The following is a 22,448-nucleotide window of genomic DNA, read 5'->3' on the forward strand; positions in this document are numbered from 1 at the left end:
ACCTCCACATCGTGATGATCTTCCGCCCAGTCGTCACCGACGAACAGCACACCCGCCTCCGTCCTGCCGAAAACCCGTCAGCAGCCCCAGGAGAACCAGCGCCCTAATGGACCAGTGCTCACGCCAAACCGGCAGGCACGACATCCCATCAGCCGTTCATCTCCCGACCACGAGCAAGGGCACGGTCTGACCCTAGGACTCACCGGTCCAAGGGGTGGGAGTGCTCACTCGCCCGCGGCTACCGGACATCGAGTCTGCCTCCCGGCCAACCCGACACCTCCCATTAGGGGTGGCTGCCTCGCGCCTGGCTGGTGCCAGCTGTCGTCTTGGGCTCCGCCAGCGCCATTCGCAGGGGCCACGCTGCATCGACGTCCGGCTTAAAGTGCGGTCGCGGCGGCGTTGGTACGGATCCCGGAAGCTGGGACTTGAATCTCACCAGCAACCCTCTGAGCAGTCTCTCATGCTCGGTGACCTCTTCGGTGGGCCCGAAGGGTCAGGCAACCGGGTTTCCTGACCGACGCGACGCTGTCCGGCCGGTGGAGGTCAGCTGGACCTCGAGTCCCTAAAGTCTCTGGCAGGCGCTGCCGCGCAGATGGGCAACCGGTGCTCTCAGACACGGGTGCGGATGGCCCTGACACTTGCCATCACTTCCGGGGCCGCGATTGCAGGGGTTGGGATGGATCGGGGAGACAGACGCACACGCGGAGCGGCTCGGGCAGTGGTTGCCGTACTTGCGTCCGCGTTGCTCGGGCTGGCCGGCAATTTGGTCACCAACCGCGTCGACCTGCCCGGTGAGCGGTGGCTGCTGGTCGTGCTGGGCGCCTTCCTGTTGCTGCTTCTGGTGGTGGCGACGGTGGAGGCACGTTCTCACCGCGACGGGTCGGCCGCGGTTCCAATGACGATCGCTGAAGATTCCGCGGGGCGCCGGTCCGATGGTTGTACTTGTGAAGCGCCGCTCCAAGAGCTCCAGGTGCGTACAGTGCCTCACCAGCCGGGCCCGTGGCCGCTGCGGGCGCTGGCCGAGTTGGAAAGCAGGCGGTACTCGATATCAGACAACCGCGTAAGGAAGGTCTTCGACGCAGCCGGTTGGGAAGGAACGCTGCGGAGGCTGTACCCCGAAACCCCGTTGGTGTCGCTGGGCGGCTTCACCTTCCCGATCTGGGCCGAGGTCGCGGCACCCGAGCTCAGAGGCGACCTCGACTCAGCGATTGGAAACGTCACCGATCACGTCCGGCCTGACAGGCGTCGGTACGACGCGGAAGGTCGTGGTTTCGACCACCGCGGCAGGGCGGAATTCCGACGCACCTACTGGCGGCGCGACGAAGTTCGGCGGTTCAACGCGGAGACGTTCGCGCTCGACAAGATCGAGCGCCACCGGCCCGGCAGGTTTCGCATTCATGCTCGCTACGGCACCTACTTTCAGTCGGTGGCGACCTCCGAAATGCTTGAACGCGAGTTCATCAACGTCGTGAGTCGCCGGCCGAATGCCGTGTGGTCGTTAAGCGACTTCCCGCGACGTGCCTGGCTGCGAGAACGGGCTGGCGGAAGCGAGCTCTTCAACGGGGCCCACCGGGCGGCCGCCTTGTCGGTGGCGGCAGTAATGATCGTGAAGGAGAAGCAGGGGTACAGCGCGTTGTTGAGCCGGAGATCCGGGGACGTCAAGACGCATCCGGGCTTCCAGCATGTCTTTCCCTCCGGAATCCTCGCGCCGACCAGTTCCCGGTACGGCAGTGAGCGCGCGGAGTACTCGGTGAAACGAGCCTTCCTCCGCGAGTTCGCCGAGGAGTTGTTCGGGTACGACGACCTGGCCTACGACAGCCGGGACCTCCGCGATCCGCTCGGCGGCATCTGGCCGATCCAGCACCTGCTCAACGCCACCCAGCCCGGACCCATGGGGGAGCCACCGGCGGTCGAGATCAGATATACCGGCATCTCGGTGCCGCTACTCACCCTCCGCCCCGAGGTGTACGTGCTCGTGCTGGTCCGTCAGCCAGGCTGGTTCGATGAGCTGGTGAGCGGAGCGGAGCTCAGGTGCCGACGGCACGGATTCAACCTGAACTGGGAGTTTGAGGACGACCGAGACGACATCGACGGCAAGAGACTGGACTCGATCCGCGTTGAACTCGACGATCAGTTCGAGCTCACCGGCAAGCAGCGGCTCACTCCGCTCAACACCGTTCCTCACGCCGCCGCGGCCCTGTGGCTGGGTACACAGGTCGCTCGCGAGCTGGTGTAGCGGGCACTTTCGCGCCGGTAGCCGCTGGCTCTGTGCCCCCGACCTGCACCTCCGGCACGATGAGTTCTTCGGCGATTTCGAGGGCATCAGCGGCGTCCGTGATCGTGCTGGCCGGTGATGTGCTCAACTGTCGATGAGCGTGCGTCCGGGTGAAGGGGCGCGGGCGCGGGCGCGGGCGCGGGCGAGACTACGATCCCCGGCTATGGCGGTATCAATCTGGCGTCGTTCGGGCTTGCGCTGGGCGGCCGCTATTCTGGTCGTCGCATTTCTCGCCTGTTGGTCCGGGAAAGCGTTTTTTGGGGCTTCCGCTCGCGACGAACGACGTCAGGCGGACCAGCATGTGGCCACCTACCTCGGCCTGGTCGTGGCGGGCGATCGCGCGAGAGCCGGCCTGATGCTCTGCGGTGGGGATGACATGGCCGTCGCCCGACTTGATGACACGGCGCTAACGGACTGGACAGAGCAGCGGATCACATCCTTCGCCATATCAGGGGCCCGACACTGGTCGTCGATCGACGGCCACGGGACGGTCTACGGCGTCCGCCTAACTTTCTCCAAAGGAGCGACCGCCACGACCGACGTGGTTGTGGAGGTGATCAGCGATAAGCCGTGCATCGGCACGGACATTCCAATTTGAACCTACTCAGTCGCGAGTCGGCCGGCGGGCGAGTTCACCTTGGGGTCGGCCCGCTGAGGTAAGCGGGGCAGCTGCGCTCACTCATGCCGCCGATCGGGCGTCGTGGTGAGCGACGGACGTGCGGTCTTCTCGATGAGATGCAGGGATGGCTTCTGCCTCTAGCCGGGATCGGACCAGCGCGCCTGCGCCGGAGTACGTAGGCGAGTCGTCGATAAGCTGCGCTCTCTGGGTGTTGGAGAGTGAGAGCGTGCGGCGGAAGATAGCTGTCATCGCGGAGCCCGGCGTGCTCGACGCCTGGGGCGCCGCAATGCTGTTCGGCGAGGCCGTGGGGCTGCAGGCGTATAACGTCGGGAACCTCTGCCGAGCGGCAGTGCAGGGCGGCTCGGAATGGGGCCAGCGGTTCGCGAGTCACATGCAGGCCGGCGAGTTGGTGCCAGACGAGGTGCTGGCCGAGTTCGTCGCGGACACGCTGGCACGGTCGCCAGGCTGCTGGGTGCTGTTCGGTTACCCACGGACCATTCGTCACGCCGAGCTGCTGGCCGGACAAGGCCATGCACCAGACACCGTCATCCAGGTGATGCTCGACGAGGACCGCATCGACCAAGACTGACGGTTGGCCGCAAGACGCGAACAGTTCCCGCAGATTCTCGCCGAGCACCGGCTGCACGCGGCTCCAGTAAGGGCGTTTTACCACACCTCTGACGCATTTCACGTACTGCATCAGTCCGCATCGCTTGAGGAGCTCGCTGCCAATCTGCAGGCAATCGTGGTCAGCACGGGGAAGTAACCCATCAGGTCCAAGTCGGTGTACTGATCTGCCGCGTGCCGAGTGGAGCGAATTCGGTGGTGGGCGACTTACGGCGGGTTGATCTCGATGGTGGCCATTCCGGTCGTCCCCGTGCTGACTTGCGCCACCACTTGGCCGACTGGGTCAATGACGCAGGTGGGGCCCAGCCCGATCCGGGACTCGTCGCGTTCGCCGGTGACGTCGGCGGAGATCAGCCACATGCCCGTCTCCTGGGCCCGTCGCGCGCGGATCTCGTTGTGCCGGGCCTGCCACCAGAGTGCCTTCTCGCGGCGCATCATGTTCTGCGCCGGCACTAGCAACACCTGCGCTCCACCCGCCGCCACCGCGGCCGCTGCCTGCGGGAACTGCGTGTCGTAGCAGATGTTGATGCCGAATCGCACACCGTCGTGGGTGAACACCGGGTAGGTGTCGCCCGCGGTGAAGACCGGCTCTCCGCTGGTCAGGAAGGTCTTGCGATACTCGCCTACTACTCGACCGTCCGTGACGACCAGGGCCGTGTTGTAGTACCGGCTCCGCCACCGCTCGATCATGCCGAGCACAAGCATCTGCCGGATGCCGGCCAGCCGTGCCAACACCGCAGCGAACTCCGTCGAACGCACGTCGAATGCGTGGCGGTGCACATGCTGGCCCGTGACCAGATAGCCCTGCAGGAAGCACTCTGGGAACAGCAGCAGTTCAACCCCTGCCGCGTCAGCCCGGTCCGCGAAGTCTTGGATGACCGTCACCGCCGCGTCCACGTCACCGAGGATCTCCCGGGTCTGGCAGGCACCGATCCGCACCGCGCCAACCTACCCGCTGGCGCGAGAGAGCCGGGTGCGCATCAGATCAGAAAGTAGCGGGTCTGGCCCGTAGATCCGATGCACGGACCTGCCGCCGATAATGCGCGGCGTCCGCCGCCCCGCTCGTCGCCGTCCATACCACTGTCGGATCGCTCGCCTCGTGGCGCAGACCGGACGCCCTGCGCTAGGCAGATCGTCCTGGCTGATCGTGTGGGTCCAGGCGGGTGGGATCAGGGGAGCGGGTGGGGAGCGGCCGGCTGCACTGAACGGCGGTCAACTGCGCTCAACGGCACCGAACAGTAGTCAACTGCACCCACCCCGACCTGCGGGTTTCCGTTTTTGCATGTCAGCGTCGGTGCGGCGTCCTGCTTCACACGGAGCGCTCAGCCGTATTGCAACGCAGTCGACGGCTGTCCATGTCGCCTGCTCGGGGAGTATGCGCAGGTCAGGGCGGTAAGGAGGGTTGCGTCCCGCCGGGTGGTGTAGAAGCTGACCGGCTTCGGCGTGCCGCCGAGATAGAGGTGGGTCATCGCGTGAGTCTCTGTGTGAACGACCAAGAACACGCAGAGGACGGAGTACGCGATGACCCTGGACCAGTCTGCCTTGTTGGACGTGCTGGATGCACTCAAGGCAGCGGATGTGAATGATCGTGTCCGGCAGGCGGCCGAGACGATCTATCAGGCGTTGATCGGGGCGGAGTTGACCGCGGTGATCGGCGCCGCCCCGCACCAGCGCAGCGAGGCCCGGGTGGCGCAGCGCAACGGCCACCGGCCCCGCACCCTGACCACGACCGCCGGTGATCTGGATCTGCGGATCCCGAAGCTGCGCACCGGCTCGTTCTTCCCCAGCCTGCTTGAGCGGCGCCGGCGGGTGGATCAGGCGTCACCGGAACTGCCCTTCATTGAGGCGGCGGCATCGACACCTCCGAGGCGTACCGCAACGGGCCGCAGCTCCTACCGGAGCTGTCCTTCATTGAGGCGAGGCTGTCAAGGAGCGGATCGACGAACGCGCCGAGACGCCGTAGCTGCCCTTCATTCAGGCCTGATTGAGGAGAACCTGGACCTGCTGGCCGCGGTCGCCGCCGCAGCTCTCACCGGCGCTGTCGTTCATTGAGGCACGTGCAGCGGCCACGTCAACCGGCGCGGCTCCACCGCCCCAGCTCTCACCGGAGCTGCCCTACATTGGGGCTGGAACGCCATGGCCTGCCCGAGGTTGCGCAGCTCGGCCCGCCGCAGCTCCTACCGGAGCTGCCCTTCATTGAGGCGCTTCACCGCCCGTCTCCGGCTCGGCGACCGGACACCTCCTGACTTGGCATCCTGCCGAGGAGGAGGAAACCGCTGTGGTTCGACAGAGCAAGTACCCCGAGGAGTTCCGGCGCCAGGCCGCGGCGCTGGTGCTCGACTCGGGTCGCACGATCCGTGACGTCGGCCGGGAGTTGGGCGTCAACCACGAGACGCTGCGCAACTGGGTGGCGCAGCTGCGGCAGGAACGCGACGGCGGCCGGCCCAGTGACTTGGCCGCTGACGAGCGGGCTGAGCTGATCCGCTTGCGGCGTCAGGTCGCGCAGCTGGAGCTGAAGAAGGAGATCTTGAAAAAGGCCGCGCTCTTCTTCGCACGCGAGACGGAGCGGTGAACCGGACCGACGTGTACCGGTTCATCGACGCGGAGAAGACCAGCTAGCCGCAGGACGGCGGCCTGGGTGAGCAGGACCAGCCAGAGGGCGCCGATCCCCGCCCAGCGGGCCGCGCCGATCGACGCCCGAGCACCGCCACGGTCAGCCCGGCTCAGCAGGACGAACTCGACCGCGTTCAGGGCGCGGAAGACCAGTCGCCCGATGCCCAGGCCGATCGGCAGGCTGACGCCCGGTGCCCGGAACTTCAGCGGCGCCTCGATGAGCGAGATGGCGATCACCATCCCCAGCCAGAGGATGGGAACGGCCAGCTGGCCGATGTCCCGGAGCCTGGTCATGAGCGGACGGTTCCTTTCTCCGTGGGGGTGAGCCGGGCGACGCAGACGCCCGGTCGCGCGAACGGGATCAGCTCGGCGGCCAGGCCCGGCGCCGCCGCCTCGACGACCTCCCGGAGCAGGCCTCGGTGCATGGCGCAGACCACGTCGGGGTGGCGCTGGGCGACCTCCAGGAACGGGCAGGCGTGCAGGTCGATCTGGACGGTGGCGGAGTCGGCCGCGCGCTCCGGCTCGAAGCCCAGCTCGGTGAAGAGGGCGAGCGCCCGGGCGGTGGCGACGCCCACGGGATCGGCGCCGGGCGGTGCCGCCGCGGAGCGGCCGTCGCCGCGCAGCCAGGAGCGGCCGGCCTGCTCGGCCAGCTCACCCGCGCCCTGGTCGTCGAGCTGGGCCGCCAGCACCTGGCTGAGGAACTGGTACCCGGTTGGCGGCGCCGGCGGTGTGACGCTGCGGTAGACCGTGTGCGGGCGTCCACGACCGCGCCGCGGGCCGGGCCCGCTGCTGACGAAGCCCGCCTCGACCAGCACCTCGAGGTGGAAACGGACCGTGTTGGCGTGCAGTCCGGTGACGGTGACCAGCTCGCTGACGCCGGTCGGGCCGTCCGCCGCGCGGAGCGTGTCGAGGATCCGGCGCCGGCTCTGCACGGCGAGTGCGGCGTAGCTCACGTCTTCACCACGCACCTATTTTATACGATGGGCATAGTGAAAAGGAGGGTCCCATGGCCGACATCGCCGATCGCGCCGACATCACCGCCCTGGTGACCGACTTCTACCGCCGGGCCTTCGCCGACGACCTGCTCGGTCCGGTCTTCATCGACGTGGCTCGGATGGACCTCACGGCCCACCTGCCGATCATGTGCGACTTCTGGGAGACCGTGCTGTTCCGCACCGGCGCGTACCACGGGAGCGCCTTCCGCCTGCATGTGGACCTGCACCGACGGGAGCCCCTGGCCGAGCGGCACTTCGACCGCTGGTGGCAGCTGTGGTGCGGCACCATCGACGACCGGCACGCCGGCCCCAAGGCCGAGCTGGCCAAGGCGCAGGCTGGCCGGATCGCGCAGTCGATGCTGCGGCGCCTCAACGGCGGCACCGGCAGCGAGCACCACACCATTCGGACCCGCCAACCCTCGTCCTGACCGGGCCCCGCCGCGTACAGGTCGACTCGTCCGTCGCCCACCAGGTCAGTCGCGCTCATCTGGTGGCTGACCTGCCATTGGCAGCCGGCGGCCGGCCGTCGGATCTCAGGACCTGGCACTCGGACCCCACTAGTGGCCGGGGTGAATCGGTCCGCCTGGGCGCGGGAGTCGACAGGGCGGCGATCCGGGGGTGGTGCTCCCTGCCCGGACATCGCCAGGCCGGCATGACCCTCCAGATTGTGTCGGTGGGCGCGGCGCCTCCGCCAGCGCAGCCGGCGGCGGAACATCAGAACCCCGGCCCGACCCTCGACCCGATGGCGACCCCCGCACCGACCTTCGCCGCCCGCGACGCCGTCGCGCCACCCAGTCCGACCGGCACCATGCACCGCCGTGAGCTGCACGTCAAGGAGATCCAGCGAGAGATGGCCCCGGGCGTGCTGTCGCAGTAGCAAAGAGGGAGAAAATAATGGACAGGCTACGACTCGTTGCGCAGGTCGCGATCCCGTTCGTCTGGTTTGGAATGGTGGTGGCCATTTCCCTGATCGAGGCGCCGTTGAAGTTCCGCGCTCCCGGGATCACCCGTGCTCTCGGGCTCGGCATCGGGCGCCTGGTGTTCCGCGCACTCAATGTGGCGGAGCTGACGCTGTTCCTCCTGCTTTCTCTGGCGCTGGTCGGCGCCGGCGCTGGGGCAGTTCGATGGACGCTCGTTGCGGTCACCGGGGCGGTCTTGCTGACCCAGGCCTTCGTCATGCGACCCCTGCTCGACGTACGGGCGCAGCAGATCATCGCCGGTGGGCAACCAGTCGCCTCCCACCTGCACGTGGTATATATCGCCATGGAAGCGATCAAGCTGGTCACGGTGGCGTGGTTGGGCATCTCGCTGGTCCTACGGCTGCGCTGACGACTTCCGCCGACCACACCGGCTGGCGGCCCGAGATCGGTATTCTCGCTCTATCCGACGCTGGCAGGTACGACGTTCCGGCATCCGCCGAGGCGGTGGCGTCGTTCCGGTTGAACAGACAGGTGGGCGAGAGGTGCAGAAACTCAGCCTGGACGCGCTGGCCCGCGAGCATAGCGAGCGGGCGGCGGCATCCGAGTCCGGTCGCAGCGCCGAGACCGTCTTCGGCGGACATGAACGTACGCTGCGACAGACGATCATCGCGTTGCGTCGCGGGGTCGAGCTCAGCGAGCACGAGAACCCGGGCCAGGCGACAGTGCTGGTGCTGCGGGGGCGGGTCGAACTGATCGGTTCCGCGGCAAGCTGGACCGGACGCCAGGGGGACCTGATCCTCGTGCCACCGGAGCGGCACCGCCTGGTCGCCCACGAGGACGCGGTGGTGTTGCTGACAGTGGCAAAGCTCGGTCAGTGAAGACGGTCGGCCCGCTCTTCCCCCGCTACCGCGCGGGCGACGGCCACCGCCGGGCTGAACGGTTACCGCGACCGCACGACCTCATCGGGCACGACGGGATCGCCCAGCAACAGCTCCGTATCCTCGACGCACGGCGATCCGGAAGTCGAAGCCGTCACTGTCGATCTCGACCACATGAGGCAGCGCCAGCGCCTGCTGACGAACATCGTCGGCTCAGCCATCGAGGTCGCTCCAGCACACCGCCCCCTGCATCCGTAAAGCCTAACCACCGCGCCGGGCCGCCGGCCCGCAGGACTCGTCAGCGAGACGATCCGCCGGTAGCGACAGTGCCACCGGCGGACCGTGCAGAATCAACAGATTCATCTGCCGCTGACAAAGCGCGGCGTCCGCGAGCGCGCGTCACCGTCCGTGCCCACCGTCGGATCGCTCGCGTCGTGCCGCAGGGCGGACGGCCCTGCGTTAGGCAGACTGTCCCGGCTGACCGTGTGGGTCCGTGTGGGGCGGGGAGCGGGGGAGCCCGTTGGGAGCAGCCGGGTTGAATCGCCCCGGGTTTGGTAGCGGCCCGACTTCTTGTGCAGACGGAGACGTTGTCCGCGCCGTTGGCGATCGTCACGGCGGCCACCGACACCAGCCCGGTGGCCACAGTGGATTGCGGCGGTTCGTCCTGGCCTCGCGGCCGATCCGTCTGATTACCGGGCAGATGCTCCACAGAAGAGAGACTCAAGTGACCGCTGAGACCGGAGACCTCCTGACATGGCATCCTGCCGAGGAGGAGGAAACGCTTCGGTCGACAGAGCAAGCACCCTGAGGAGTTCCGCCGCCAGGCTGCGGCGTTGGTGCTCGACTCCGAGGGATGGCACCAACCATCGAGATCTCCGCTACGGCGCCGGCACGAAGTCGGTCACAGCCGCTGGCCGCCGATGATGGAGAGGAGTTGGAGCTTCTCCTGGCTCTCGCTGCCCGGCGCGGCGGTGTAGACGAGCAGGGCCTGTGAGTGGTCCGGGTCGACCAGCGTCTGGCAGTGCAGCTCCAGCAGCCCCAGTTCCGGGTGTTGGATCCGCTTCGGCGCGCAGTACGGCCCGGCCACCGGGTGCTCGTTCCACAGCTCGGCGAACTCCGGGCTCTCGGCGAGCAGCGCGTCGGCGATCTGCGCCGCCCGCGAGCCCCTGCCGTCGCGGGTGTACGTGGCGTGCAGGTCGGCCACGATCAGCCTGCTCTGCGCGGCGCGGTCCTCGGCCGGGTGGATCAACCGCGTGGCCGGGTTGGTGAACCAGCGGTAGTGCAGGCTGCGGGCCAGCCCCGTGTGTCGGCGCTCGTCGCCCAGCAGCGCGATCGCCGGACCGGTCTGCTCCAGCGTCTCGCCGACCAGGTTCACCACCTGGGCGGGAGTGTCCCGGAGCCGGTCCAGGATCCGCATCATCCCGGGATTGACGTGCTCGGCGCGCAGCGCCCGCTTCGGGGTGGCGTACCCGGCGAGCTGGAACAGGTGGTCGCGCTCGGCCAGGGACAGGCGCAGGCCCCGGGCGATCGCGGCGAGCATCTGCTCCGACGGGCGCGGGCCACGCTGCTGCTCCAACCGGCTGTAGTAGTCGGTCGACATGTCGCTGAGCGCGGCCACCTCCTCCCGGCGCAGCCCGCCGGTGCGCCGCCGCGGTCCGCGGGGCAGCCCCACGTCCTCCGGTTGCAGGGCCTCCCGTCGGGCGCGGAGGAAGCCGGCGAACTGCGCGCGGTCCATGGGTGATCTCCTCTGCACGGTCAGTTGCCAGCGAACGTGACGCCGACCAGTTGCTCGGAGAGCGCCCAGAGTCGGGCGGCGTCGTCCGCGCTGCGGGCCGAGCGGTACACGGCCAGCTCGGTCGGCTTGCCGGTGAACTGCCCGAACCCGTCCGGGCCGTAGAACCGGCCGCCCTGCGCCTGCGGGCTGGTGGCCGCGTGCAGGGCGGGGAGCAGGCCGGCGTCCACCGACTGCACCAGAACGCCCCACCGGGCCAGCCGCCTCATGACGGCTTCGTTGGGGGAGGGGCGGGAACGGCCGAGGTTCGGGCCGGAGGCGTAGAGGTTGGTGAGGGTCGTGCCCGGATGGGCGACATTGCTCATGATGCCCCAGTCGCCGGCCCGGCTGCGCCGGTCCAGTTCCAGTCCGAAGAGCAGGGTGGCCAATTTCGAGGCGTTGTACGCGCGGATCGCCTTGTACGTGCGGGTGGCCTGGAGGTCGTCCCAGTCCAACCGGCCCCAACGGGCGGCGCTGCTGGACATGGTGGTGACCCGGGCCTGGCCGGCGCGCAGCAGCGGCAGCAGCCGTCCGGTCAGTGCCAGGTGACCGAGGTGGTTGGTGCCGAACTGGAGCTCGAAGCCGTCGGCGGTGGTGTGCCGGGTGGGTGGGGTCATCACGCCGGCGTTGTTGATCAGGAGGTGGATCGGCTGGCCCTCGGCGTGCAGCGTGTCCGCGAGTGCGGCCACCGAGTCGAGCGAGGCCAGGTCCAGCTCCCGGGTCGAGACGGTGGCCCCCGGCGCGGCGGCCCGGATTCGCTCCAGGGCGGCGTCGCCCTTGGCCGGATTGCGCACCGGCAGCACCACCTCGGCGCCAGCGCGGGCCAGCCGGGTGGCCAGGCCGAGGCCGAGGCCGTCGCTGCCGCCGGTAACCACGGCGAGCTGCCCGGTCAGGTCGGGTACGTTCACGTCCATCACAACAAACTCCCTGGTCAGCGGTGTTCCCGTGGTCAGGGCCAAGCCTGACCCGGACCGGACGACGTGCCCAGGGTGAGCTTGTCCAGGGACCGGCTATCCCTGTCTCGGCGGCCGGTCCCGGGACCGAGGTGAGCCGGGCGGTGCGCGAGCTGCTGGTCCACAGCCGGCAGGCGTTAACCGCTCCGGACGGTGGTCAGGCGGCAGCCCCGTTGCGGTAGGCGCGGGGAGAAAGGCCGGTGGTGCGTTTGAAGGCGACGCTGAACGCGCTCTCCGAGCCGTACCCGACAGCCCGGGCGATGGTGGCGACGGTGTCGCCGCCGCGCCGGATCCGGTCCGCGGCGAGCTCGATGCGCCACTCGGTGAGGTACTCCAGCGGTCCCTTGCCGACCACGTCCTTGAACCGGGCCGCGAACGTGGACCGGGAGACGGCGGCGGCCCGGGCCAGCTCGGCCACCGTCCACGGGTGCGCCGGGCGGGCGTGCATCGCGCGCAGCGCGGCGGCGACCGTCGGGTCGGTCAGCCCGGCCAGCCAGCCCGACGTCCGGCCCGGGTCGCGGGCGAGGTGCAGGCGCAGGATCCGGATCAGCATGACCACGGCGAGATGCTCGGCGACCAGGGAGGCCGCCATCGGCTGACCTCGCAGCTCGGCGTCGATCTCGGCGACCGCCCAGCGCACGGTGGCCGCCTCCGGCGTCGCGGCCGAGACGTGCAGGACCGGCGGTACATTGTCCAGCAGCAGTGCGCGGGCCCGCCCGGTGAAGGAGAACGCGCCTCCGACGAGGAACACCTCGTCCCCCTCGCCCGCGCGGGCGACGCCCTCGACGGCCGCCGCGAAGAGCGGGTGCGCCGGTTCAGTGGGCACGTCCAGGTCGCTGGCGAGGGTGAACGCCAGCGGCCGGGTCAGCAGGAAGCAGTCGCCCGCACCGAGGTGGATGGAATCACCCACGCCGTCAACCCGCAGCCAGCAACGGCCCCGGCTCACCGCGTTGAACTTGACGCCGGCCGGAGGCGGAAACCGGACCGCCCACCGGCCCCCGGCGGACATGGCCGACGACAGGTGAACGTTCGCTTCGAGCAGCGACAGCACGTCCTCCAACGGGTCCATCCGAACCCTCCCTTGGACGCACGCTAAAGAGTGACAGACTCCAGAGTATAGGCAGTCCAGGTGGGGCGCTCGTAGCGTTGGCGTCATGACAAGCACGGCTCGCCTGAGCACCCCGTTCACCGCCCGGGCCACCGCCGCCGAGATCGTCGAGGGCGTCGACCTCACCGAACGGCGGATGATCGTCACCGGCGGCGCCTCCGGCATCGGCCTAGAGACCACGCGGGCCCTCGCCGGCGCCGGCGCGGAGGTCACCGTGGCCACCCGGGACCCGGCCCGAGCCGCAGATCTGGTGGAGGAGTTCTCCGGATCGGGGCGGGGCACTGTCCGTGCCGCCGCCCTGGACCTGGCCGACCTGGCCTCGGTCGACGCCTTCGTCGCCGGCTGGGAGGGCCCATTGCACGCGCTGGTGGCCAACGCCGGGATCATGGCGATTTCCGACCGGCAGCTCACCCCCGAGGGTTGGGAACTTCAGCTCGCCACCAACTACCTGGGCCACTTTGCGCTGGCCCGGGGCCTGCACGACAACCTGCGGGCCGCAGGCTCTGCCCGGGTGGTCGTGGTCAGCTCCGGCGCCCAGTTGCGGGCCGGTGTCGACTTCGACGACCCGCAGTTCGACCGGCGCCCGTACGACCCGTGGACCGCATACAGCCAGTCCAAGACGGCCGGCGCCCTGCTTGCCGTCGGCATCGCACGCCGCTGGGCATCGGACGGGATCGCCGCCAACGCGCTCAGCCCGGGGGTCATCAACACCAACCTGCAACGCCACCTCTCCGACGAGGCCCTGCGTTCCTTCGGGGTCTTGGACGAGGCGGGCAACCGCATCGACCTGCCGCACTACAAGACGCCGGAGCAGGGCGCGGCGACCACCGTGCTGCTGGCTGCCTCGCCGTTGCTCGAGGGGGTCACCGGGCGGTACTTCGAGGACAACCAGGAGTCCGAGGTGATGCCGGGTGGACCCGAGCCGATAACCGGCGTGGCTGAGCACGCGGTGGACCCGACCGCGGCCGACCGGCTCTGGGCGTACGCCGAGGGGCTGCTCGCCCGCCGCTGAACAGCCGACGGCGGCCTGGTTGCTGCGTACGGTCGGGCACCGGTCAGTGGTACTGGGTGACCAGCGGCTCGTTCTCGTTGGCCAGGTACGTCGAGAGCATCCGCGTGGTGGTGTGGTCGGTGATGTTGCGGGCGTTGTGGATGGTGTGCGGCGGGATCAGGAACGGTTCGCCGGCGTGGATGGTGAACGTCGGCCGGTCGTCGAACTCCATCGCAACGGTGCCGTGGATGAGGTAGCCGACCTCCTCGCCGGGGTGGCTGTGCCTCCCCGACGCCAGGCCGACCGGGATCTCGAAGAGCGTCTGCACGATCAGCTTGCCCGGTACCGAGGCCGGATGGCGTTGCAGTTCGGTGCGCTTCACGCTGGGCGCGGACGCGGCACCGGGTCCTGGGACATGGTGCTCCTCCGGGTTCCCGGCGCGTTGCGCGGCCTAGGGCCGATCTTGTAGCGGTGGATCGCTGACGATGTGCCGGTGGTGCGCCGTGGCGAGTTGACGGACGAGGCGTGGGCGGTGATAGCGCCGTTGTTGCCGGAGCCGGGTGGGGCTCGGGGTCGGTGGCGGGATCACCGGCAGGTCATTAACGGGATCCTGTGGAAGCTGCGCACCGGGGCACCATGGCGTGACCTGCCGGAACGGTACGGGCCGTGGAAGACCTGCCACGAACGGCTGCGCCGGTGGACCGCGGACGGCACGTGGGACCGGATCCGGTCCGCGGTGCAGGTGCATGACGACGGGACACCGGTGCAGTGGACGATCAGCGTCGACTCGTCGATCGTGCGGGCGCATCAGCATGCTGCTGGCGCCCGCAAAAACGGGGATCTCCGGCTGGTGCGGCGACGCCTGGTGCGCAAGTTGGTGAGGCCATCGGCCGATCCCGCGGCGGGCTGAGTACGAAGATTCACCTCGCCGTCGACGGGCGTGGCCGGCCGTTGTCCATCCTGCTCACCCCGGGTCAGGCCGACGACAATCCGCAGTTGCTGGCCCTGCTCGACGCGATCCGCGTCAACGAGCCCGGACCCGGCCGGCCCCGCAAGCGCCCCGACGTGCTGATCGCGGACAAGGGCTACGCGCACGACTCGACCCGCCGAGCGCTGCGGCAACGCAGGATCCGGCACGTCATTCCGGAACGGTCGGACCAGATAGCCCGCAGGGCCGCCAAGGGCAGCGCCGGCGGCCGACCACCAACCTTCGACAAGGTGATCTACAAGAAGCGCAACGTGGTGGAACGCTGCTTCAACCGCCTCAAGCAGTGGCGTGACCTGGCCACCCGCTACGCCAAACGCGCATCCCTCTACCGATCCAGCGTGGTCCTGATCGCCGCGATCATGTGGCTTGCATGATCGGCACTATCTAGACTGCATCGATGACGGAGGAGGACCTGACGCTGCCTGCGGTGCTCGTCGAGGCACACATGGCGGGGTTCTTCCACGAGCACAGCGGGCATGACTTCGATCCGTACGACACGTTCGTGTGGTCGGGCGAAATGATGGAGTGGTGGCAGAACTGGACGAACGACCCTATGGCTCGCGCTCCTCCATTCCGCGCCTTCGGCCAGGACGGCACCGGTGGCCTGGCCGCCTTCTGGCTCCGTAACCCGGGCGGCCCTCTTGACCGCCAATCGGTCGTCTTTTTGGGCTCTGAAGGCGAGTACACCGTCATCGCGCGCGACCTTGGCGATTATCTGTGGCTGCTGGCGAACGGCGTCGGCCCGCTCGAGACGGTCGACGGCATCGAGCGCGTGCCCGAGCCCATCGCAGCGTTGACGACAATCGCACAGCGGCACACCGGCTCCGCCCGACGGTCGACCGCAGAGGTGATCGCCGCCGCGCAAGCCCAGTTCCCCGCCTTTGAGGCACTGCTCAACACGCACGCACCGGCGGAGTAGCCCTGGAGTTTGACCTGTCAATAATGGAAGCTGGATCCTCATGATCGGCAGGACAGGCTCTAAGCCCGTCCTTGCACCTCTAGGGCTGTGCGAACGGCCCGACTTATCGCAACGGGCCATCGCCGGGGCCGTTGGGGTCGTCGACCAGGTGGATCGCGGCTTCTTCGGCGCTCGCGGCACCCGCGTCGATTCCGGCGTCCCACGCCACTAACTCGGCCTCCCCGTCCGCGCCCAGACCCTCGTCGTAGGCGACGAGGCGCCCCGCGCGCGTCTCCCGCTCGTACCCCCGCCGGGCCAGCTCATCCTCGTCGTCGGCCACCTCGGCGTACGGATCGAGGTCCGGCTCCTCCTGGCCCAGCAGTTGATCGAGGGACTCGCCCGCCCGCTGCTCGGCGATGGTGGTGCCGAAGCGGTTCGCGCCCGTCCAGTGATCTGCGGCGACGATGCCGGTATCGAGGGGATCACTGACGCGATCGTCGTCCAGGGTGTCCGAGGCGTCCAGGACCCCGTCGTCCTCGATCGCGTCCCACTCCTCGACGGGCTCGATGCTCTCGGTCTGGCTCACGGCCGTCTCTCCTTCGTAAGACTCCAGCGATGGTGGAAACCTAGGATGTTTCCTGCTGATCTTGAAACTGGTTGGGTTACTGAGTGTCTGCTGCCGGTGTCAGGCGGCCTCGGGGCGGATGTTCCGGTACCGGCCGTCGCCTGTTCAGCCGGTCAAGGAGACACCTGCCTCCCGCTGAAAGGGATCGTCATGCGGACGAGGAGAGTGCCCTGAGCCAGGAGTCGAGCAACCTCACAGTGGGTAACCGAACGATTCGTGACTCGACGTATGGCTGCGGTCTCGTCCAGTCACCGGTACCGGCCGTCGTAGCGGACTCCGCTCCGGGTATCCGTGAAGCTGACGCCCACCCGCACTCCGTCCTCGACGATCCACCGAACCGTGTACGTCGCCCGGTACGTCGGCGGCCAGAATGAAGCGAAGGTCCCGTCACCCGTGACAGACCACTCGCCAGCTGACGGTGTGCCCCTGTCGACGTAGGTCGTTCGACCATCCGCCGTGAACGTTTGAGTTGCACCGTCTTGGAACACAAACTGTGCAGCGGTCAGGGCGGCGATCATGTCCACCGCATCGACCGGCTGGCCATCGACACCGTCCCCACCGGAAGGAACAGGGTCCATCGAACTCTCCTGACATCGGGCAAGACACTGGCCGCCGCCATCTCGCAGCGGCGACGATATGTCGAACGACTAACTTGGAACGCTCTCTAGCGGCACCCTATGGACGCTATAGTCCACCATATGCTCGCTGCGGAGGCATCCGCCAGGTGGGGGCGCACCGCCACAACCGTCAGGCGCTGCTGCTGCTGCTGGCCACCGATGGTCAGCGGCCTTGCAGACCGGTGCCACGCCGGCCTACTCTGGACGCGATGGTCCAGTTAATATATCCCGGATTGCGGGCGACCACGTCCCCACCGCGGAGAATCTCATCATCGGGGCACTCGCTGACGATGACGTCATGGGCGGGTACCACATCGACATCCACCGGCCGAGTGGATGCACGGGTGGCAGCGGGATCGCGGCTGCTCGGCCGCTTGGGGAGGGACGCATGGCACTGATCACACGCGGCTTCGGCGGCCGCAGACGCGACGACACCGACCTCCCGCCCGGCCAGTACCGCACGGACGACTTCCCGGTGCTGTCGGCGGGACCGACACCGCGCATCGGTCTCGACGGGTGGGAGCTCGCCGTCGTCACCGAGGCCGGCGAGCGGAGCACGTGGTCATGGGCGGAGTTCACCGCCCTTCCTGCCGACGAACCGACCGTGGACATCCATTGCGTCACGCACTGGTCGAAGTTCGGCACGCGCTGGCGAGGCGTCTCGGTGGACACGTTGCTGGCCGACGTCGAGACGGCCGCCGAGTACGTCGTCGCGCACTGCTACGGCGGCTACACTACGAACATCCCGCTCGAGGACCTTATCGACGGCCAGGCCTGGGTGGCGTACGAGTTCGACGGCGAACCTTTGGTGCCGGTGCACGGCGGGCCAGCTCGTCTGCTCATTCCTCACCTGTACTTCTGGAAGAGCGCGAAATGGCTGCGCGCACTGGAACTGCGTCTCGACGACGAGCCCGGGTTCTGGGAGACGGCCGGCTACCACAACTACGGTGACCCATGGCGCGAGCAGCGGTACCGGGCAGACTGACCTGGCAGCCGGCGACCGTCGCCACCACCCGCGCGGAGACCGCGACGGCGCGGACCCTGGTCCTCGACGTCGACGGCTGGACAGGTCACGTGCCGGGCCAGCACGTCGACGTCCGGTTGACGGCTCCCGACGGCTACACGGCGTACCGCAGCTACTCGATCTCGTCCGCCCCGGGGCCCGACCGGCTCGAGGTGACCGTCCAGGCGGTGACCGACGGTGAGGTCTCGCCGTACCTCGTCGACGTTGCCGAGCCGGGTGACCAGCTCGAGATCCGTGGGCCGCTCGGCGGCTGGTTCGTACGCAGACCCGCCGATCCGCGCCCGGCGTTGCTGATCGGCGGCGGGTCCGGCGTGGCGCCGCTGATGTCGATGGTGCGTGCGGCGACGAATCCCACCAGGCTGCTCTATTCGACGCGATCCCCGTCCGAAGCGCTGTTCACCGCGGATCTGGCAACTGCACGAGCCGCAGGCGATAGGCGCGTCGCCGTCACGCACGTCTATACCAGGGTCGCGCCCCCTGGCTGGCCGACCCCACCCCGACGACTGGATGCGGACGCCCTCGCCCGCGTCGCCTGGCCCCGCGATGCCGACACTGTGGCGTTCGTCTGCGGGCCCACCGGATTCGTCGAGACCGTTGCCGACCTCCTCGTCGGCATCGGCCACGACCCCACGAACATCCGCACCGAACGCTTCGGACCCACCGGAGGATGACCATGACCATGTCGACCACCAACGTCGGAGCAGACGATGCCCCCTGGGTGGACGGTAACGCCCTCGCCGGACCGCTCGGCGAGATCATGGGGACCGACCTCACCGTTGCCGAGCTCACCTGCGCCAGCTGCCGGACGACCCGTCCGCTAGCCGCGATGCGCGTGTTCGACCGAGCGCCCGGCCTCGTCGCGCGATGTCCCGGCTGCGAGGACGTCGTCATGCGCGTGGTGCGCACGGCCGGCCGTTTCCTGGTCGACCTGCGTGGGTCGCTCGTCCTCAGCCTCCCAGTGCCGCAATAGTCCGAGGCGGGATACTCCTGCCACTTCATCCGACCTGACTGAGCACTCCCAGGTCGCTGCCCAGACGCGAGATTCAGGAGACAACATGGCGGGCAACGCCGAGGATATGATCACGTTGACCAGCGCCGAGCATGATTTGGGTGGCTCGAACCTGTCGGGAGCCACCGGGCCCGACGCGGAAGACCTCGTCATCACCAACAACAGTGCGCTCGGCATCTACGAGGCCTCGATAGGGGGCCGGACAGCCGCTGGGATCGTCTACAGCAAGGTCGGGAGCCGCGTCGTACTGTTGGCGACATCCGTGCTCCCCGAGTTCCGGGGGAAGGGGATAGCCGCCAGGCTCATCGGCGGCGTCCTCAACGAGCTGCGCATGCAAGGAAAGACCGCCACCGTCACGTGTCCGTTCGCGGCAGCATTCGTCAATGCTCATCCGGATTATGCCGACGTTCTAGACCCGGCATTCCCTCGGTCGAACGCAGCCGGGCATGGGCATTGAGCACGCGTCGTCGCGTCTGAACGCCGACCGCTGAGAAGGTTCAGGCGTCCCCAACGGCGGGGTACATCGCGTGAAGGCTAGGTGGGCGCCGGCGACGAGTACCGCGATGCGCTCGGCAAGCTCGTCGACGTCACGCTGGAGCAGCGCCAGTTGGCCAGGGCGCGCAAGGAATACACGACGGCCGACGCTCTGCGGGACGGGCTGGCGGTGGCCGGGGTCGTCGTCTAGGACACGCCGAACGGGCCGCGCTGGTCGCACGGACGGTGGACTTGATCGATGGATCGGGCCGCCGAGGCGCGTGCTCCTCGAGCTAGCCGACCTGCGGATGCTGCCAGAGTACGTGTCCGCCGGGCTCGGGGTCGCGGTGGTGCCCGACGTCGTGCCGGTCGCCACGCCCGGCACGGCTGCGGTGCCGGGCGCGACCCGGGCCTGACGTGGCCGCTCTCGATCGTCACCCATGGCCGCAAAGCCGCCAGTCGGGACGCGGCCACGCATTCGTGCACCGTAACGCTCGCCCGCCCTGATCTAGCGTGACAACGTCGTCGGGACCGGACCGCACTACCTCCGACCCACCCACCGGGACTGTCTCGGTCTCGCCGGACACGACCGGGTAGACGTCCGTGTAGTGCGCAGGCCGCGATGAGCTGCTGCTCGCCGATCTGCCACTGGAAGTAGCGGCCGGGGTAGGCCTTGGCGAACTGGTCGATATGGGTGGAGTCGCTGATCTCACCATCGAGCGCGACCACGTGCGGGTCGGCCGGGCCTCGATCTCGCCGAATCTGCTGGTGGTTTCCCCGCGGGCGTGGGCTGCGGACGCGTACGGGCACGTCCGCAGCCCAGCCGGCGTGATCCCGGCGTTACGTTTCGAGGGTCAGTTGCGGCCGGCCATGACGCCGCCGTCGACGTCAACGATGGCGCCGGTCATCCAGCTCGACTTGTCCGACAGCAGGAAGGACACCGCGTTCGCGATGTCCTTCGGGCTGCCGACACGCCCCAGCGGGTGGAAGCTGTCGAAGCTGCCGACGGTCTCATCGAGCTTGTCTGCGGGGACGAAGCCCAGGTACAGGGGCGTCTTCACGACCGCAGGCGCGACCGCGTTGACCCGGATGCTGTGCGGCGCCAGCTCGATCGCGAGGGCCTTGGTGAACGAGTGGAGGCCGCCCTTCTGCACGGAGTAGCCGGTGTGCGGCGTCGCCGCGATGCCCTGGTGCGCCCACATCGAGCCGATGTTGACGATGGCGCCGCCCCGGCCCCCGGCGACCATGCCCGCGACGACGGTCTGCGTTATGAAGAACAGCGCCCGGTTCAGTTCGTTGTACGAGTCGTAGAAGGCTTCGTCGTACTCGCCGAACGGCTTCGGGATGAAGAAACCCGCAGCGTTGACGAGGAGGGTCGCGTCGGCGTGCTCGGCGGCGAGCTGCTTTCGGAGTTCGGGCACCTGGTCGCGGTCGGTCAGCTCGGTCGTGATGCCCCATGCCTTTCCGTTCTGCGACAAGGCTTCGACCGCGGCCCCGACCTTCTCCGGGTCTCGGCCCGTGATCACGGCGGTGCCGCCCCCGGCGACGACCTGGTGGGCCGTGGCGAGGCCCATGCCGCTACTGCCGCCGACGACCACGACCTTACGGCCCTCGAAACTCTCACTCATGACAGTTGTTCCTTCCCCACTGAATCGCAATTTGTGTTGACGGCACCCGGTTCCGCGAGGAGTGGCGCGAGGTCCGTAGAACTCGGCGCCAATGGGCAAGTCGGACCGCTCGTCGCTAGCGGAGGTGCACAGCCGCAGGTCCCGAACCTAGTCGCGGTGGAACTGGTCGGTCAAGTCCAGTCTGGGGGTCGTGCGGGTGCTAGCGTGACGGCGAGATACCCCAAGCCAACCGCCGCAACGACGGCACACAGCCGATCGCTTCCGGGTGCCTTCCATGGACTTCATGGTCCAAAAAAAAGTAGGAGCTGCGGGAATACAACCGGTCCGTGGGGTGTCTGTATATTTGCGCGTCCAGGCGCGTTTCGCCTGGTTCCCCAGCTTCACGGCGAAAGGCCGGGAAGGGAGAGCTGTGCCCCAGCAGACCCAATACCACAAGAACCGGGAAGCCGTTTCGCGGCTCGACCCGGAGCAGTACCGCGTGACCCAGCAGGACGGCACCGAGAGGCCGTTCGCCAACGCCTACTGGGACAACCACGAGCCCGGCATCTACGTCGACGTCGTGTCCGGCGAGCCGCTGTTCGCATCGGTCGACAAGTACGACAGCAACTCCGGCTGGCCGAGCTTCACGAAGCCGATCGCCAAGACGAACGTCGTCGAGCGCGAAGACTCCAGCCACGGGATGATCCGGACCGAGGCCCGCTCGCTGCACGGGGACAGCCACCTCGGCCACGTCTTCAACGACGGTCCCCGCGACGAGGGTGGACTGCGCTACTGCATCAACTCTGCGTCGTTGCGGTTCATCCACCTCGACGACCTGGAGAGCGCAGGGTACGGCGAATACCGCACCCTGTTCACGAGTGACGCCAACACTGACACCGACGACAAGTAAGGAGACGACGTGACCACCGAAAAGGCGATCCTCGCCGGCGGCTGCTTCTGGGGCATGGAGGAGCTGTTCCGCCACCAGCCCGGCGTCGTGTCCACGCGCGTCGGCTACAGCGGCGGCGAGGTCCCGAACGCCACCTACCGCAACCACGGCACCCACGCGGAGTCCATCGAGGTCGTCTACGACACCGAGAAGACCGACTTCCGCGCGCTGCTCGAGTTCTTCTTCCAGATCCACGACCCCTCGACGAAGAACCGCCAGGGCAACGACATCGGCATCAGCTACCGCTCGGCGATCTTCTACACCACCGACGAACAGAAGCGGGTCGCCGAGGACACGATCGCCGACGTCGACGCCTCGGGCCTGTGGCCCGGTAAGGCCGTCACCGAGGTCACCCCGGCAGGCGACTTCTGGGAGGCTGAGCCCGAGCACCAGAACTACCTGCAGACCTACCCCAACGGTTACACCTGCCACTTCCCCCGCCCCGGGTGGAAGCTCCCGAAGCGGGCGACGGCCTGACACCTCCGGCGCGCGGACCTCGGGTCCGCG

At 68.4% G+C, this 22,448-nt stretch carries 29 protein-coding genes and 1 pseudogene; 20 read left to right on the top strand and 10 right to left on the bottom strand.

Annotation, left to right across the window (positions count from 1 at the left end; translation table 11 throughout):
* The first annotated feature begins 718 nt into the window (after positions 1-718).
* From KBX37_RS26215 to KBX37_RS26225, 3 genes are all read left to right on the top strand, one after another.
* A complete protein-coding gene (locus tag KBX37_RS26215; protein ID WP_210778559.1) occupies positions 719-2,236 on the top strand; it encodes a hypothetical protein in 1,518 nt (505 codons plus the stop codon).
* A gap of 202 nt (positions 2,237-2,438) precedes the next feature.
* On the top strand, positions 2,439-2,873 hold the full coding sequence (locus tag KBX37_RS26220) for a hypothetical protein (protein ID WP_210778560.1): 435 nt from the start codon (positions 2,439-2,441) through the stop codon (positions 2,871-2,873).
* A gap of 283 nt (positions 2,874-3,156) precedes the next feature.
* Positions 3,157-3,483, top strand: a complete 327-nt coding sequence (locus tag KBX37_RS26225; protein WP_210778561.1) for a nucleoside monophosphate kinase — start codon at positions 3,157-3,159, stop codon at positions 3,481-3,483.
* A gap of 245 nt (positions 3,484-3,728) precedes the next feature.
* Here the strand turns inward: KBX37_RS26225 and KBX37_RS26230 are convergent, their stop codons facing one another.
* On the bottom strand, positions 3,729-4,460 hold the full coding sequence (locus tag KBX37_RS26230; protein WP_210778562.1) for a carbon-nitrogen hydrolase family protein: 732 nt from the start codon (positions 4,458-4,460) through the stop codon (positions 3,729-3,731).
* Between the two features lie 582 nt (positions 4,461-5,042).
* Here KBX37_RS26230 and KBX37_RS26235 point away from each other — a divergent pair.
* Both KBX37_RS26235 and KBX37_RS26240 read left to right on the top strand, forming a co-directional pair.
* Positions 5,043-5,339: pseudogene (locus KBX37_RS26235) on the top strand (transposase); the annotation flags it as partial.
* A 460-nt stretch (positions 5,340-5,799) separates the two neighbouring features.
* Positions 5,800-6,093 carry a transposase gene (locus KBX37_RS26240; protein WP_210778563.1) on the top strand — a complete coding sequence of 98 codons (294 nt, stop codon included), beginning with the start codon at positions 5,800-5,802 and terminating at the stop codon, positions 6,091-6,093.
* Here the strand turns inward: KBX37_RS26240 and KBX37_RS26245 are convergent.
* Positions 6,015-6,428 carry a hypothetical protein gene (locus KBX37_RS26245; RefSeq protein WP_210778585.1) on the bottom strand — a complete coding sequence of 138 codons (414 nt, stop codon included), beginning with the start codon at positions 6,426-6,428 and terminating at the stop codon, positions 6,015-6,017. The two genes, KBX37_RS26240 and KBX37_RS26245, sit on opposite strands and share 79 nt — an antisense overlap.
* Positions 6,425-7,087, bottom strand: a complete 663-nt coding sequence (locus tag KBX37_RS26250) for a metalloregulator ArsR/SmtB family transcription factor (RefSeq protein WP_210778564.1) — start codon at positions 7,085-7,087, stop codon at positions 6,425-6,427. Before KBX37_RS26250 ends, KBX37_RS26245 begins: the two co-directional genes overlap by 4 nt.
* A gap of 53 nt (positions 7,088-7,140) precedes the next feature.
* Between KBX37_RS26250 and KBX37_RS26255 the strand changes: the two genes are divergently transcribed.
* The 4 genes from KBX37_RS26255 to KBX37_RS26265 all read left to right on the top strand — a co-directional run bounded on the left by KBX37_RS26255 (position 7,141) and on the right by KBX37_RS26265 (position 8,927).
* The gene (locus tag KBX37_RS26255; RefSeq protein WP_210778565.1) at positions 7,141-7,557 is read left to right on the top strand and encodes a group III truncated hemoglobin; all 417 of its coding nucleotides are present in this window, start codon (positions 7,141-7,143) and stop codon (positions 7,555-7,557) included.
* A gap of 314 nt (positions 7,558-7,871) precedes the next feature.
* Positions 7,872-8,006: a hypothetical protein gene (locus KBX37_RS35285; RefSeq protein ID WP_256440365.1), complete on the top strand. Its 135-nt coding sequence runs from the start codon at positions 7,872-7,874 to the stop codon at positions 8,004-8,006.
* 17 nt (positions 8,007-8,023) lie between these two features.
* On the top strand, positions 8,024-8,458 hold the full coding sequence (locus KBX37_RS26260) for a hypothetical protein (RefSeq protein WP_210778566.1): 435 nt from the start codon (positions 8,024-8,026) through the stop codon (positions 8,456-8,458).
* Between the two features lie 133 nt (positions 8,459-8,591).
* On the top strand, positions 8,592-8,927 hold the full coding sequence (locus KBX37_RS26265; protein ID WP_210778567.1) for a cupin domain-containing protein: 336 nt from the start codon (positions 8,592-8,594) through the stop codon (positions 8,925-8,927).
* A 901-nt stretch (positions 8,928-9,828) separates the two neighbouring features.
* Here the strand turns inward: KBX37_RS26265 and KBX37_RS26270 are convergent.
* The 3 genes from KBX37_RS26270 to KBX37_RS26280 form a co-directional block, all read right to left on the bottom strand.
* On the bottom strand, positions 9,829-10,662 hold the full coding sequence (locus tag KBX37_RS26270) for a helix-turn-helix transcriptional regulator (RefSeq protein WP_210778568.1): 834 nt from the start codon (positions 10,660-10,662) through the stop codon (positions 9,829-9,831).
* 20 nt (positions 10,663-10,682) lie between these two features.
* Positions 10,683-11,612: an SDR family oxidoreductase gene (locus tag KBX37_RS26275; RefSeq protein ID WP_210778569.1), complete on the bottom strand. Its 930-nt coding sequence runs from the start codon at positions 11,610-11,612 to the stop codon at positions 10,683-10,685.
* Between the two features lie 196 nt (positions 11,613-11,808).
* Complete coding sequence (locus KBX37_RS26280) at positions 11,809-12,720, bottom strand: AraC family transcriptional regulator (protein ID WP_210778570.1); 912 nt, start codon at positions 12,718-12,720, stop codon at positions 11,809-11,811.
* Positions 12,721-12,805: 85 nt separating this feature from the next.
* On the opposite strand from KBX37_RS26280, the gene KBX37_RS26285 reads away from it, so the two are divergent.
* Positions 12,806-13,771 (top strand): SDR family NAD(P)-dependent oxidoreductase, encoded by a 966-nt coding sequence (locus KBX37_RS26285; RefSeq protein WP_210778571.1) that lies wholly within the window; start codon positions 12,806-12,808, stop codon positions 13,769-13,771.
* A gap of 43 nt (positions 13,772-13,814) precedes the next feature.
* On the opposite strand, the gene KBX37_RS26290 is transcribed toward KBX37_RS26285, so the two are convergent.
* Positions 13,815-14,132 carry a cupin domain-containing protein gene (locus KBX37_RS26290; protein ID WP_210778572.1) on the bottom strand — a complete coding sequence of 106 codons (318 nt, stop codon included), beginning with the start codon at positions 14,130-14,132 and terminating at the stop codon, positions 13,815-13,817.
* Between the two features lie 114 nt (positions 14,133-14,246).
* Between KBX37_RS26290 and KBX37_RS26295 the strand changes: the two genes are divergently transcribed.
* A protein-coding gene (locus KBX37_RS26295) for an IS5 family transposase (protein WP_210778581.1) occupies positions 14,247-15,112 on the top strand; the annotation gives its coding sequence in 2 pieces (ribosomal slippage) (positions 14,247-14,586 and positions 14,586-15,112; 867 coding nt in all).
* Positions 15,113-15,135: 23 nt separating this feature from the next.
* On the top strand, positions 15,136-15,657 hold the full coding sequence (locus tag KBX37_RS26300; protein ID WP_210778573.1) for an SMI1/KNR4 family protein: 522 nt from the start codon (positions 15,136-15,138) through the stop codon (positions 15,655-15,657).
* A gap of 103 nt (positions 15,658-15,760) precedes the next feature.
* Here KBX37_RS26300 and KBX37_RS26305 read toward each other — a convergent pair whose 3' ends face one another.
* Both KBX37_RS26305 and KBX37_RS26310 read right to left on the bottom strand, forming a co-directional pair.
* A complete protein-coding gene (locus KBX37_RS26305) occupies positions 15,761-16,222 on the bottom strand; it encodes a DUF5709 domain-containing protein (protein WP_210778574.1) in 462 nt (153 codons plus the stop codon).
* Between the two features lie 287 nt (positions 16,223-16,509).
* Positions 16,510-16,839, bottom strand: a complete 330-nt coding sequence (locus KBX37_RS26310) for a hypothetical protein (protein ID WP_247658920.1) — start codon at positions 16,837-16,839, stop codon at positions 16,510-16,512.
* A 427-nt stretch (positions 16,840-17,266) separates the two neighbouring features.
* On the opposite strand from KBX37_RS26310, the gene KBX37_RS26315 reads away from it, so the two are divergent.
* The 6 genes from KBX37_RS26315 (at position 17,267) to KBX37_RS35290 (ending at position 19,801) form a co-directional block, all read left to right on the top strand.
* Positions 17,267-17,863 (top strand): sulfite oxidase-like oxidoreductase, encoded by a 597-nt coding sequence (locus KBX37_RS26315; protein ID WP_210778575.1) that lies wholly within the window; start codon positions 17,267-17,269, stop codon positions 17,861-17,863.
* Positions 17,833-18,573, top strand: a complete 741-nt coding sequence (locus tag KBX37_RS26320) for an FAD-binding oxidoreductase (protein WP_210778576.1) — start codon at positions 17,833-17,835, stop codon at positions 18,571-18,573. Before KBX37_RS26315 ends, KBX37_RS26320 begins: the two co-directional genes overlap by 31 nt.
* Positions 18,570-18,872: a DUF6510 family protein gene (locus KBX37_RS26325; RefSeq protein WP_247658922.1), complete on the top strand. Its 303-nt coding sequence runs from the start codon at positions 18,570-18,572 to the stop codon at positions 18,870-18,872. Before KBX37_RS26320 ends, KBX37_RS26325 begins: the two co-directional genes overlap by 4 nt.
* Positions 18,873-18,957: 85 nt before the next feature.
* Positions 18,958-19,368: a GNAT family N-acetyltransferase gene (locus KBX37_RS26330; protein ID WP_210778577.1), complete on the top strand. Its 411-nt coding sequence runs from the start codon at positions 18,958-18,960 to the stop codon at positions 19,366-19,368.
* Between the two features lie 81 nt (positions 19,369-19,449).
* A complete protein-coding gene (locus KBX37_RS26335; protein WP_210778578.1) occupies positions 19,450-19,596 on the top strand; it encodes a hypothetical protein in 147 nt (48 codons plus the stop codon).
* A gap of 70 nt (positions 19,597-19,666) precedes the next feature.
* The gene (locus KBX37_RS35290; RefSeq protein ID WP_256440366.1) at positions 19,667-19,801 is read left to right on the top strand and encodes a hypothetical protein; all 135 of its coding nucleotides are present in this window, start codon (positions 19,667-19,669) and stop codon (positions 19,799-19,801) included.
* A 438-nt stretch (positions 19,802-20,239) separates the two neighbouring features.
* Here the strand turns inward: KBX37_RS35290 and KBX37_RS26340 are convergent, their stop codons facing one another.
* A complete protein-coding gene (locus tag KBX37_RS26340) occupies positions 20,240-20,983 on the bottom strand; it encodes an SDR family oxidoreductase (protein WP_307849208.1) in 744 nt (247 codons plus the stop codon).
* A 439-nt stretch (positions 20,984-21,422) separates the two neighbouring features.
* On the opposite strand from KBX37_RS26340, the gene msrB reads away from it, so the two are divergent.
* Together msrB and msrA are read left to right on the top strand one after the other, a co-directional pair.
* Positions 21,423-21,902: a peptide-methionine (R)-S-oxide reductase MsrB gene (msrB, locus tag KBX37_RS26345; RefSeq protein ID WP_210778579.1), complete on the top strand. Its 480-nt coding sequence runs from the start codon at positions 21,423-21,425 to the stop codon at positions 21,900-21,902.
* 9 nt (positions 21,903-21,911) lie between these two features.
* Positions 21,912-22,418, top strand: coding sequence for a peptide-methionine (S)-S-oxide reductase MsrA (gene msrA / locus KBX37_RS26350; protein WP_210778580.1), 507 nt, complete (start codon positions 21,912-21,914; stop codon positions 22,416-22,418).
* The last annotated feature ends 30 nt before the right edge of the window (positions 22,419-22,448 follow it).

The sequence above is a fragment of the Micromonospora sp. U56 genome (assembly GCF_018070095.1).
GTDB lineage: Bacteria > Actinomycetota > Actinomycetes > Mycobacteriales > Micromonosporaceae > Micromonospora > Micromonospora purpureochromogenes.